We start from the raw sequence: 12,910 nt of genomic DNA on the forward strand, positions 1-12,910 counted from the left end.
CTTTTGTATTCTTATTGAATACACATGTTTTTTGTATGAGTACATATTACTATAGTTAGGATTTAAAGTCAACAATAAAATCTAAATTATTTTATAAATTGTTCAATAATTTTTGTTTATAATTTTTATTTATCAATAAAAAAATATTGACATTTTGCAAATTTAATCTCATAATTGTTAATATAAAGTGAATAACTGAGATAGAGGCGCGATGATTAATAGTATCTTTGCAGAGGTAAGCACGTTGAAGCAAAGTGAAAGGATGAATCGCCGAAACCATTAGAAGAGGCTTTAATTCTATTAGGTTGGGGTTACATATAATATATGTAACACTGTCACAAATTATTTTGTGGTGTGCTATCATGAAAGAAGAGTATTGTATATAACTTTACGAACCCTTAAGCATGAAACACGCTTAAGGGTTTCTTTTGTTAGCGAAAACTTAGTTATCACTTATGGCTTAATTATTAAAACCATAAGGAGGACTAAAAAAATGAGTCAAGAACAAAATACTAATCTAAAAAGAGGCTTGAAATCAAGACATCTTAGTATGATTGCCATGGGTGGTGCCATAGGAACTGGTATTTTCTTAGCCATGGGAGATACACTTCATCAAGCCGGTGTAGGAGGAGCTTTTGTAGCTTACGGAATTATAGGAGTAATGGTATATTTCTTGTGTACAAGCTTAGGGGAGATGGCAACATATATGCCAGAAACAGGTTCCTTTGGAGCTTATGCAACAAAATTTGTTGATCCTGCTTTAGGATTTGCTTTAGGATGGAATTACTGGTATAACTGGGCTATAACAATAGCAGCAGAAATGGTTGCAGGTTCTTTATTAATGAAGTTTTGGTTTCCTAATGTTCCAGCAATAGTTTGGAGCGCATTATTCTTAGTAATTATATTAACTCTTAATTTATTATCTGCCAAAGCTTATGGAGAATCAGAGTTTTGGTTTGCAGCTGTAAAAGTTGCTACTGTTATAATATTCTTAATCGTAGGAGTTCTTATGATTTTTGGAATATTAGGTGGAGATAATGTAGGATTCAAAAACTTCTATGAAAATGGAGGCCCGTTTATTGGAGGAGCAAAATCAATTTTCATGATTTTCTTAATAGCTGGTTTCTCATTCCAAGGAACTGAATTAGTAGGGGTTGCCGCTGGAGAAAGTGAAGATCCTGAAAAAAATGTACCTAAGGCTGTTAATACAATATTTTGGAGAATCTTATTATTTTATTTAGGAACAATTTTAGTAATTGGTGCTTTAGTACCAAATGCTCAAGCTGGAGTAGAAACAAGTGCCTTTACAATTTTCATGATTTTCTTAATAGCTGGTTTCTCATTCCAAGGAACTGAATTAGTAGGGGTTGCCGCTGGAGAAAGTGAAGATCCTGAAAAAAATGTACCTAAGGCTGTTAATACAATATTTTGGAGAATCTTATTATTTTATTTAGGAACAATTTTAGTAATTGGTGCTTTAGTACCAAATGCTCAAGCTGGAGTAGAAACAAGTGCCTTTACAATAGTATTTGAAAAATTAGGATTAGCTGGAGCAGCTTCAATTATGAATGCCATAATACTAACATCTGTCTTATCAGCTGGTAACTCAGGTATGTATGCATCAAGTAGAATGCTTTATGCTATGGCTAAAAGTGGAATGGCACCTAAGATTTTTGAAAAAACTAATTCTAGAGGAGTACCAGTTAATGCTATTATAATAACAACAATAATTGCAAGTTTATGTTTCTTAACAGGTATTTATGCTGAAAATACAGTTTATGTATGGCTTGTAGCAGCATCAGGATTATCAGGATTTATAGCTTGGCTTGGAATCGCAATATGTCATTATAGATTCAGAAAAGCTTATGTAGCTCAAGGTAAAGATATGAATAGATTAGTTTATAAAGCTAAATTATTCCCATTAGGACCTATAATAGCTTTAATATTATGTGGAATAATAGTTTTAGGTCAAGGATATGCATACTTAGATGTTAGAAATGGAGTAGACTGGGGTGGATTAATTTCATCTTATATTGGATTACCTCTATTCTTTGGATTATTTGCATATTATAAAATTAAATATAAAACTAAAATAATAGACTTAAAAGATGTTGACTTAAGTGTAGAGCATATAGATACTGATGAGAGTATAGAAGATGAAGTATTTTCTTACTAAAAAAAGAGGTGATTTTTTCACCTCTTTTTTTATTTTAAAATTAGTAAATTTGTTTTATTACATAGTTTTGATCTGTTAAAGCTTTTTTAATTTCATCTATATGAGAGTGGCCATTGGTCTCTAAGGTTACTTCTATAACCATGTTCTTAAGAGCATCTGTTGCTTTAAAATGATCATGTTCAAGTTTTACTATATTAGCATTAGTATCAGCAAGAACTTTAGCAATTTTTAATATTTGGCCTGGTTTATGAGGAACTTCTAGACTAAAACCAAAAAGTCTTCCCTTAGCTACTAATGCACTATTTATTAATGCGGTTATAGTAACCATATCTATATTACCACCACTTATTATTGATACTACATTTTTACCTTTAAAATTTAATTTAGAAGAGGCTGCTAATGATACAGCTCCTGAAGCTTCTGCTAGAAGTTTATGTTTTTCACTTAAAGTAAAGAATGCTTCAACAATTTCATGGTCTGATACAGTTATTATATCGTCAACATATTCTTTTATAAATTTAAATGTTAAATCCCCAGGTCTTTTTACTGCAATTCCGTCAGCAATGGTATCAACAGAGTCTAAAGCAATTATTTCTCCTGCCTTAAAACTTTTAACCATTGCATTTGCCCCTTCTGCTTGTACTCCAATTACTTTAACATTAGGGTTTAAGGCCTTAGCAGCTAAGGTAACTCCACTTATTAAGCCACCGCCACCTATAGGGCAGAGAATAACATCTACATCCTTTAAATCTTCAAATATTTCTAAGGCTACTGTGCCTTGTCCACAAATTACATCAATATCATTAAATGGGTGTATAAATAAGGCTCCTTGTTCCTGTTCAATTCTTTTAGCCTCATTAAAAGCATCATCATAAACATAACCTGATAAAACAACATTTCCTCCTAAATCCTTTGTTGATTGGATTTTTAGTAGAGGAGTAGTCTTTGGCATTACTATAGTTGATTTAACATTAGCTTGTGATGCTGCAAAAGCTACGCCTTGAGCATGATTTCCAGCAGAAGAGCAAACAACCCCTTTTACTTTGTCTTCATCTGATAAGGATCTTATTTTATTTAAGGCACCTCTTATTTTGTAAGCACCTGTTAATTGTAAATTTTCACATTTCATATACACTTGGTTTCCAGATTTCCTTGAAAAAACCTCGCTGTATATTAAAGGTGTTTTTATAACTACATCTTCTATATTTTTTTTTGCTTTAATAATTTTTTCTAAATACAAAATAATCACCCCTCATTTCTCATTATGTAAACCTTTTATAATTTAATTATAACAAATAAAAATGGTTTTTTACAGGGAATATTTTTTAAAAAAGTATGCAAAATAATAGTAAAGGAAGGTGATAATCATGTCAGATTCTATAGTTAAAGTAAAAAAGAATAGTAATGGAGAAATTACAGATTACGTTTTAAGTAGTGGAAAGACTGTTTCTAAAGCTGAAGGTGTAAAGCTTGCAGAAGAGGGAATGATTGATGGAGTAATAATTTCTCATTCAAAGAAAGGGGAAGCTTATTTAAGAAGTATTCCTGATGGAAAAGAAAGTAACAACTTAGACGAATTATCATAATTAAAAAATTGCGATATGCTTATATTATAAGGAAACACAATAAAATGAAGATAGCTAAATTTAAGTTATCTTCATTATTTTTGCGTTCTAATATCTAAATACGATATTAGAATAGAGTCTTTAATTTATATAGGTAATTAAATTAGCAAATATACTATATTATTTTATTTATAATGTATATTTACTATGGTTTTGGTTATATTTAAGATATATTGATATTTATTATTCTGTATAAAACGTATTACTTTTATATGTAATACTAATTGTATTACAGTTAGTTAGAATAAATACTTTATAATTTTTCATCAAAAGATATTTTTAATAAAATAAGATGTTTCAAGGTTAAACAAAGTTAAAAAACAATCTTAAATCAGATTGTTTGAAATACACATATGAATTTCTAAAATACCCCCAATTTATAACTTCGCTAAATATACATTTAGCGAAGTTGTTGTGTTTTTTGATAAAATATGCTACAATATAGTCATATCAAGGTTTTGAAAGGATTTTAGACTATGAATAATGAAGGAAATCAATTCGAAAATTTTAAATACTCACAAGAAATCAAAGAATTACTGAATATAAATTTAAGTAATGATGACTTAAACAATCTTGATCACATATATAACTATTACGATTCTCAAAACATCCAGCGTGACTATGAAGATTTAATTGAAGATATTTATATTTTTATTTTCAAGAGAAATCTAAGTATTACACAACTGGCAGAGATCTATAAAGTTAATCAAAGAATAATTAAACGATGGTTAAAAGAACTTGGAATGGACAAGCTTTTGGAAGTAGAAAAAGGTGGCGATTCTGTTGAAAAATCAAATTTTAAAAACAGCAAACAAGATGAATTACTCAAAAAGAATAAATTAAAATTTGATTTTTTAGAGAAATCGAAGCATCCAAAAAGAGTTATTGAATTCTTAAACTACTTAGAAAATGTAAAAGGAAAATCCCTAAACACTATAAAAGGATATTCAGTTGATTTAGGATTATTTTTTAAATTTTTGAAAGTTTATAAAGGTCTAGAAAATAATATTGAATTAGAAAAAATTGAAGAAGTTGAAATTTCTGATTTAGGTGATAATTTCATAAAGGATATAACCTTATCTGATATCTATGCCTTTCTAGCATTTTTAGAAAAAGTTAGAAACAATAGTGCTTATGCCAGAGCTAGAAAAGTTGCTACTTTAAAATCTTTCTTTAAGTTTTTAAATTCTAAAATAAAACTAATAGATGAAAATCCTACAGTAGAATTAGAATCTCCAAAGATAAATAAAAGACACCCAGTTTATTTAACATTAGATCAAAGTATAACTGTTTTAAACTCTATGGATAAAGGAAATAAAAATTATTATAGAGATTATTGCATATTAACTTTATTTTTAAACTGCGGAATGAGATTATCTGAACTTTGTAATATTGAAATAGAAAAAATCAAAGGAGATACCTTAACTATTATAGGTAAAGGAAATAAAGAAAGAACTGTTTATTTAAATGAAGCTTCAATTGCAGCTATAGAAAACTATTTGAAAAATAGAAATGATTCAAAAGCTACTGAAGAAGCTAAAAAATACTTATTTTTATCAAGTAAATATAGACCTATAAATAAAAGAAGTGTTGAAATTTTAGCGAAAAAACATATAGAAAATGCAGGGTTTAAAGATCAAAAATATACACCACATAAACTTAGACACACAGCCGCCACCCTTATGTATAAGTATGGTAATGTAGATATAAGAAGCTTGCAAAATATATTAGGTCACGAAAATATTTCAACAACTCAAATATATACCCATGTAGATGATGAAACTTTAAGAGAAGCAGTTAAAACTAATCCTTTAGCAAATATAAAATAGCATCACTTCTTGATTTTATGAAGAAAATACGAGGATAGAACATATGTTCTATCCTCGTATTTTTAGCACTTTTATATAAGAAACACTCTTCTACTTTTCTTTTATTTTAAGTTTTCTAACCCCTGGAAATACTTCTTCTGTCATTTCTTCCATAGTTAAATCATCATTTAAATCTATATCTTCAAGATATTCAATATGATCAAAAGCATCCTCATATTCATCTTGCTTAGCTAAATACTCTTCCCAAGTTTCTGTTGTAAGCTCTTCTTCTAAATCATCTTCCATTTCTTCTTGTTCTTCTTCAGCAAGTTTTTTAAGAGTTTCTTCTATTTTCTTGTTTTCTTCAACTTCTTTTGCTATGTCAGCTATTCTTATGGCTTTTGTATCTATCCCTTGCATCTCTAGACAATCACCGCAATTATCGCAAATCTTTCCATTATATACATCACAATAATCATCATTGTTAAATACTTTTTTATCCATAAAGTCACCTCTTACTTAAAAATCATCTTTTCATTATAACAAATATACTCTTTTTTATCAAATAAAAATTATTTTCCCATAAAAAATAATACAAAAATCAACTTATTTTAAGTGTTTTTATGAAAGTTACGGTATGAGAACATAAGTTTGCTATACTCTCCTTACTGTGGTATAATATTACCAAAGAATCGTGAGGTGCAATTACTATGATTATTAAGGAAAATTCAGATAAACAAACTCAAATATATAACTTTTTAATTGAATTTACAAAATCAAAGGGGTATCCACCTTCAGTTAGAGAGATATGTCAAGCAGTTAGCTTGAAATCAACCTCAACTGTTCATGGACATTTAAAGAGATTAGAGAAAAAAGGATTAATATATAGAGATCCAACTAAGCCAAGAGCTTTAGAAATAGTAGAATTATCTAATGAAGAAAAGGAATTAATAGATATTCCTATAGTAGGTAAAGTCACTGCTGGTATGCCTATTTTAGCTACAGAGAACATAGAAGATATGTTTCAAATACCTATAAACTACGTTAAGCACAATAATGATTTATTTATTTTAAAAGTTACTGGAGACAGTATGATAGAAGCTGGAATCTTAGATGGAGATTTAGCAATAATAGAACAGAAAAATGTAGCAACAAATGGTGATATTGTAGTAGCTCTAATAGAAAATGAAGCTACAATAAAAAGATTTTTTAAGGAAAATGGATTCATAAGACTACAACCAGAAAACAAAAACTATGAACCTATAATAGTTGAAGATTGCTCTATTTTAGGTAAATTAGTAGGAATTTATAGAGCTTATTAAGAAAAAATGCTAGGGAATTTTATGCATTACAAATTTCCTAGTATTTTTTCTTATTTTAAAATTTTACTAAATATTCAACTATATAATCTATACAGAATATTAAATTACACAAATTATCTGACGCCAATTAATAACTCAATTTACAAATCAACATATATTATGAATTTAACTTACTTTCTAAAACTTCTTTTTCATATTTTAAAGTTTTTATATCTAATTCTAAGGTTCTTTTCTCTAATTCTAACCTACTTTCAAAATCCTTTCTAAGCTTCTCAGACTCTTTTTCTGCCATTTTAGAGTATTTAGTCTCTAATAACTCTAACTCCTTCTTATGATCCTTTCTCATAGCTTCTACAAGCTTTTTATATGATTCTACCTCTTCCTTATAAGACTTCTCTTTTTCTTCATAGAAATTTAGCTTTTCTTTAAGAGCTTCTTTTTCTAATGCTAGAGATTTTATATGAGATTCTCTTTCTTTTAAAGAAGCTCTATCCTCTTCTCCCTTATTTCGTAACTCTTCATTTTCCTCCTTTAAAGATTCTAAAGATTTTAAAGAGGCTATTTCTTCTTTATTTTTTTCTATTAAATCATAGTTTCTAGATACTAATTGAGATAATGTGCTTTTATCTTTTTCTAAAGTTTTTATATTTTCTTTAAGCTCTTCTATCTCCTTTATTTTAGCTTTATTATCCTCTTTTAAAGCCTTATCTCTTTCTATAAGTTCTTCTTCTCTTCTTTGCAGCCTCTCTATGGTCACATCCTTTATAGAAAGCTTCTTAACAAATTCCTCTTCTGCTCTTTTTCCTGCATCCTCACTCATTTGAAGAGAAGTTAAGAAAAGTTGGTTTATCTTGTTTAAATAATCCTGAAAAGACTCTATTTCTAACTTTCTTTCTATCAATGTTGATTTAGAATTCTCTAATTCATACAGTGATATTAATGCATCTAAACATTGTCCTTGATTTCCAAACTCATCAGATGCTATTTTCTTAAATTTATCGAAAGTTTCTTCAGTTACCCTAAAGCTTTTTACTTTTAATTCTTTGTTTCTGCTCTCTTCCAAAATATCCTTCCACCTTTCTTTGTAATACAATATGTAATATATAAAATGTAATACGTAATATTAAATTAATTAACTATTTTAATTATATCTTATAAAAAAGATTTATTCCATAAAAAGAATATAAAAAATAGGCCTTTATCAAAATAAATTTCAATAAGATTTAAAGTAAATAATTTTGAAGAAATATCTTTGTAAATCTTATTATTTTTTGATAAAAGCCTATGTTAATTTTTGTATTTACTAATTTAAATTAGCATATTATTTAAAAATGTTATTTAAAGCTATTAATACACCTATTTTAGCATGGTCAAAAGTTAATCCACCTTGTAAATAAGCTATATATGGCTCTCTTATAGGTGCATCTGCTGAAAGTTCTATAGAAGAACCTTGAATGAAGGCACCAGCTGCCATAATAACCTCATCTGAATACCCTGGCATAGCCCATGGTTCACATTCAACGAAAGAATCTATTGGCGAAGCATATTGAACACCCTTACAGAATTTTATAAGTTTTTCTTTATCATTGAATTTTATAGCCTGAATTATGTCACTTCTCTTGTCATTATATTTAGGAAGAACTTCAAATCCAGCAAGTTCCATTATTCTAGCACAGAATATTGCTCCTTTTAATGCTTCTATAGCAACATGAGGAGCTAAGAATAATCCTTGGTAGAAATCTTTCATCACTCCAAATGTACATCCACACTCAGCTCCTATACCAGGTACAGTAAGTCTATAAGATGCTTGCTCTACATATTTTTCTTTTCCTACTATGTATCCACCAGTTGGAGCTATTCCTCCACCTATGTTTTTAATTAATGATCCTGCTATTAAATCAGCACCAACATCTGTAGGTTCTATTATGTCTATAAACTCTCCATAACAATTATCAACAAATACTATTAAGTCTTCTCTTAATTCTTTTATAGCTTTTATTGCTTCTCCTAATTCTTTAACTTGGAAGGCATTTCTAAAGCCGTATCCAGTTGATCTTTGCATATGTATTAACTTTATTGATTCATCATCTTTAATCATTTCTAAAGCTTTTTTTATGTTAATCTTTCCATCTACAAGATCTACTTGCTTATAATTAACACCGTACTCTTTTAAAGAGCCTATATTTTCTTCTCCGCTTATACCAATTACACTGTGTAAAGTATCATAAGGGCTACCAGTAACAGCTAATATAGTATCTCCAGGTCTTAAGTTTCCAAATAAAGCTGTTCCTAAAGCATGAGTTCCATTAACAAAATGTGGTCTAACTAAAGCTTTTTCAGCATTAAAGATTCTAGCATAAACTAAATCTAAAGTGTCTCTTCCAATATCACCATAACCATATCCTGTTGAATTAGTAAAATGATTATCTGAAATTCTTTCCTCTTGGAAAGCCTTAAGAACTTTTAATTGATTATATTCTCTTATTTCATCATATATTTTAAATTCATTTTCTACATCAATTATAGCTTGATTATAAAGCTTTATAGTTTCATCTGTGAAACCATATTGTTTTTTTAGTAATTCTATAGTTGCATTAAGCATTATTATACCCCCGCATTATTAAAATATCGTACATTTATAAATCTTATCATATAGAAAAAAAATAGGCAAACCATCTAGGGTTTACCTATTTTTCTTTTCTATATTTAATTATCAAAAACTTGCGCGTTATTAAATAAAATAGGTTTAGCTGGTGATACTGTGCTTATAGCATGTTTATAAACTAATTGTTGCTTTCCATCACTATCTAAAACTACTGTAAAGCTATCGAACCCTTTAACGATACCCTTTAATTGAACCCCATTTACTAAAAATATTGTTACAGGAATTCTTTCCTTTCTTGCATTGTTTAAGAATATATCTTGTAGGTTATTGATTGACTTATTCATTCTATTGCCCTCCATAAATTTTTAATATAATTTAATTATAAACCTAAGAATTTATTATGTCATTAATAATTTTGGAAGAAATATCTTCTTCAGAGGCGAAAGTATCTTTATCTATAAATATAGCTCTAGGATCCTTTCTAAACCAAGTAAGCTGACGTTTAGCATAGTTTCTGCTACCTTGCTTAATCATCTCTATGCATTGTTCTAAAGAGATTTTACCATCAAGATAATATAAAACTTCTTTGTATCCTATACCTTTCATAGACTGCATATCATCAGTTAATCCCATGGCTTTAAGATTCTTAACCTCTTCTAAAAGACCTTTTTCAAACATTATATCAACTCTTTTGTTTATTCTGTCATAAAGCTTTGCTCTATCCATATTAAGTACATAATAATATATATTATATGGAGTTTCATAAATACTATTCTTAGCTTTAAAAGATGAAAATGGTTTTCCAGTTAACTTATAAGTTTCTAATGCCCTAATTACTCTTTTTCTATTATTAAAATGTATTGAATTATAGCTTTCTAAATCAATATCTTTTAGCATCTCATGTAAATATTCATTTCCATGCTCATTAGCTATTTTTTCAAGCTCTTCTCTATACTCTTCATCCTTATCACTTTCTGCAAAATTCATATTGCATATGATTGAATTTATATATAGTCCAGTTCCTCCTACTAATATAGGAAGTTTTCCTCTACTTTGTATATCTTTAATTTTTTCTGTAGCTAAGTCTTTAAATTCAGCTACACTAAACTCCTTACTAGGATCAACAAAATCTATTAAATAGTGAGGGACGCCTCCCATTTCTTCCTTAGAAATTTTAGCTGAACCTATATCCATGTATTTATATATTTGCATAGAGTCAACAGATATTATTTCACCATTTAGCTTCTTTGCTAGATCTACTGAAAGGTCACTTTTCCCTACGGCTGTTGGCCCAGCAATAATAAGTAAATTATTATTCATTTAAACTGTCTCTCTCCTTAAGTTATTCTTTTAAACTTCTTATCTAATTCATAACTGGTAAATTTAATTATAGTTGGACGTCCATGTGGACAGTGGAAAGGATCATTTATGTATCTTAAATCCTCTATTAAGTTTTCCATTTCTAATATGCTTAAAACATCATTAGCCTTAACTGCCGCCCTACAGGACATAGATGCTATTTTATTATATTTAACCTCTACAGTTTCTCCAGTACCCATTTTCTTCAAGTTATTTATCATAGATGTTATTAGCTCTGTTGGATTTAATTTATCTAAAAAGTATGGTACCTCTTCAATTCTTATAGAATTATCACCAAAATCGCTTATTTTAAATCCTGCCTTTTCAAAAATCTCTTTATTTTCATCATAATAAAGATAATCCTCTGTAGGTAAGGTTACTACTAGTGGAATCATTAGAGGCTGAATTTCAACCCTCTTTTTAGCTATATCTGAAGAATACTTCTCAAATAAAATCTTCTCATGAGCTGCATGTTGGTCTATTAAATATAAAGTAGAATCATACTCAGCTAATATATAGGTTTTATTAAATTGACCAATAACTCTTAGCTTAGGGAATTTTGCTTCTCTATAAATTATTTCCTCTATGGAATTTCCATATTCATTCTTATTACATTTATAGTCACTTCTTTCAAGTGATTCAGAAGTACTTTCACTTACTTTATCTTTAAGTTCATTTTTTATAAGTATAGGATCATATGAAATCTCTCTTTTAGCTGAACCTTCTTTAAAATTATTATTTTCTAAAGAGTTATTAATACTAAAAGATTCCTCCTGATTTTCTTTTGATAAGAAATCTACTGGAATATTAACCTCTGTTTTAGCTTCATAATCCTTAGAGGGATTATAAGAATAAATCTCTTCCTTCTTTCTATCCTCACTTACCTTATAATTTATATTTTCTTTTAACTTTTCTAAGGTACTTATTTCCTCATCTAAGCTTTCCTGAATAACTTCTTCTTTTAAAGCTTCAAATTTTTTCTCCTCTTCTTCTGGAAGAGTAAAGGTATCTTTTACATATTCCCTCATAGCTGAATGAACAGCATCAAAGACTACCTTGAATATAAAACGTTCATCTTTAAATTTAATTTCAGATTTTGTTGGATGTATGTTAACATCTATAAGCTCTGGATAAGTATCTATAAATAATACGAAGAATGGAAACTTACCTGTAACATTAAAGGATCTAAAGGCATTTTCCACAGCTACAGTTAAGCTTCTATTTTTTACATATCTCTTATTTACAAAAAGACTTTGATTATTTCTAGAGGCTCTTGCTAAGGTATCATTTCCTATAAATCCATAAACAGAAGCTGTGTCCTTATGCTCTTCAAAATATATTAAATTTTCAGCAGTGGACTTACCATAAATAGTTCTTATAACATCTATTAATTTTCCATTGCCATAAGTATTTAAAATCTTTTTATTGTTATTAAATAATTTAAATGATACATCTGGGTTAGCTAGTGAAATTCTGTTTACTAAGTCATTTATTAAGGCACTTTCTCTAGCCGTTGTCTTTAAAAACTTCTTTCTAGCAGGTACATTAAAGAATAAATCCCTAACTTCTATTTGAGTTCCTCTATTCATAGAACAATCCGTTAAAGATTCTTTTTCTCCCCCGCTAATTACTAATTCCTTACCCATGTCAAAGTCTGATACTTTACTCTTAAAATCAACCCTTGCTATAGAAGCTATACTAGGCAAAGCTTCTCCTCTAAATCCAAGGGTATTTATACTAAAAATATCATAAGTATCTTTTATTTTACTTGTAGCATGAGGATTAAAAGCTTTTTCAACATCCTCTGGATGAACCCCTGAGCCATCATCTATTATTTTTATAAGAGATTCTCCACCATTTTGAATCTCTATAGTTATATTTTTAGCCCCTGCATCTAATGAATTTTCTACAAGTTCTTTAACCACAGAAGAGGGTCTTTCAACAACCTCTCCTGCTGCTATTTTATTTGCTGTATCTGCATTTAAAATATTTATTCTATTCAAAATTTATAACAG

Annotated in this window: 11 protein-coding genes and 1 riboswitch; of the genes, 4 read left to right on the forward strand and 7 right to left on the reverse strand. The window is 28.7% G+C overall.

Translation table 11 applies throughout. The features are described 5' to 3' along the window. Positions 1-193: 193 nt before the first annotated feature. Positions 194-368, forward strand: a riboswitch (Lysine riboswitch). Positions 369-493: 125 nt separating this feature from the next. Further along, entirely contained in the window at positions 494-2,176 is a 1,683-nt protein-coding gene (locus I6G60_RS09615; protein ID WP_197925265.1) for an amino acid permease, read from the forward strand. Between the two features lie 40 nt (positions 2,177-2,216). Here the strand turns inward: I6G60_RS09615 and ilvA are convergent, their stop codons facing one another. Continuing rightward, complete coding sequence (gene ilvA, locus I6G60_RS09620; RefSeq protein WP_110034748.1) at positions 2,217-3,416, reverse strand: threonine ammonia-lyase; 1,200 nt, start codon at positions 3,414-3,416, stop codon at positions 2,217-2,219. A gap of 127 nt (positions 3,417-3,543) precedes the next feature. Here ilvA and I6G60_RS09625 point away from each other — a divergent pair, with 127 nt between their 5' ends. Both I6G60_RS09625 and I6G60_RS09630 read left to right on the forward strand, forming a co-directional pair. Then, the gene (locus I6G60_RS09625; RefSeq protein ID WP_003452540.1) at positions 3,544-3,762 is read left to right on the forward strand and encodes a DUF3892 domain-containing protein; all 219 of its coding nucleotides are present in this window, start codon (positions 3,544-3,546) and stop codon (positions 3,760-3,762) included. Positions 3,763-4,685: 923 nt separating this feature from the next. Beyond that, positions 4,686-5,630 carry a tyrosine recombinase XerC gene (locus I6G60_RS09630; RefSeq protein ID WP_317984365.1) on the forward strand — a complete coding sequence of 315 codons (945 nt, stop codon included), beginning with the start codon at positions 4,686-4,688 and terminating at the stop codon, positions 5,628-5,630. Between the two features lie 90 nt (positions 5,631-5,720). Here I6G60_RS09630 and I6G60_RS09635 read toward each other — a convergent pair whose 3' ends face one another. Further along, entirely contained in the window at positions 5,721-6,113 is a 393-nt protein-coding gene (locus tag I6G60_RS09635; protein ID WP_003477798.1) for a hypothetical protein, read from the reverse strand. Positions 6,114-6,319: 206 nt separating this feature from the next. On the opposite strand from I6G60_RS09635, the gene lexA reads away from it, so the two are divergent. After that, a complete protein-coding gene (gene lexA / locus I6G60_RS09640; protein ID WP_003452542.1) occupies positions 6,320-6,931 on the forward strand; it encodes a transcriptional repressor LexA in 612 nt (203 codons plus the stop codon). Positions 6,932-7,088: 157 nt separating this feature from the next. Here the strand turns inward: lexA and I6G60_RS09645 are convergent, their stop codons facing one another. The 5 genes from I6G60_RS09645 to mutL all read right to left on the reverse strand — a co-directional run bounded on the left by I6G60_RS09645 (position 7,089) and on the right by mutL (position 12,898). Continuing rightward, positions 7,089-7,994: a coiled-coil domain-containing protein gene (locus I6G60_RS09645; protein ID WP_197925267.1), complete on the reverse strand. Its 906-nt coding sequence runs from the start codon at positions 7,992-7,994 to the stop codon at positions 7,089-7,091. Between the two features lie 258 nt (positions 7,995-8,252). Beyond that, positions 8,253-9,533 carry a methionine gamma-lyase family protein gene (locus I6G60_RS09650; RefSeq protein WP_003469951.1) on the reverse strand — a complete coding sequence of 427 codons (1,281 nt, stop codon included), beginning with the start codon at positions 9,531-9,533 and terminating at the stop codon, positions 8,253-8,255. A gap of 104 nt (positions 9,534-9,637) precedes the next feature. Beyond that, complete coding sequence (gene hfq / locus I6G60_RS09655; RefSeq protein ID WP_003460455.1) at positions 9,638-9,880, reverse strand: RNA chaperone Hfq; 243 nt, start codon at positions 9,878-9,880, stop codon at positions 9,638-9,640. Positions 9,881-9,923: 43 nt separating this feature from the next. Continuing rightward, entirely contained in the window at positions 9,924-10,856 is a 933-nt protein-coding gene (gene miaA, locus I6G60_RS09660; protein WP_003469969.1) for a tRNA (adenosine(37)-N6)-dimethylallyltransferase MiaA, read from the reverse strand. Positions 10,857-10,873: 17 nt separating this feature from the next. Further along, positions 10,874-12,898, reverse strand: coding sequence for a DNA mismatch repair endonuclease MutL (mutL, locus tag I6G60_RS09665; RefSeq protein WP_011590677.1), 2,025 nt, complete (start codon positions 12,896-12,898; stop codon positions 10,874-10,876). Positions 12,899-12,910: the final 12 nt, after the last annotated feature.

Source organism: Clostridium perfringens, from assembly GCF_016027375.1.
Classification (GTDB): Bacteria; Bacillota; Clostridia; order Clostridiales; family Clostridiaceae; genus Sarcina; species Sarcina perfringens.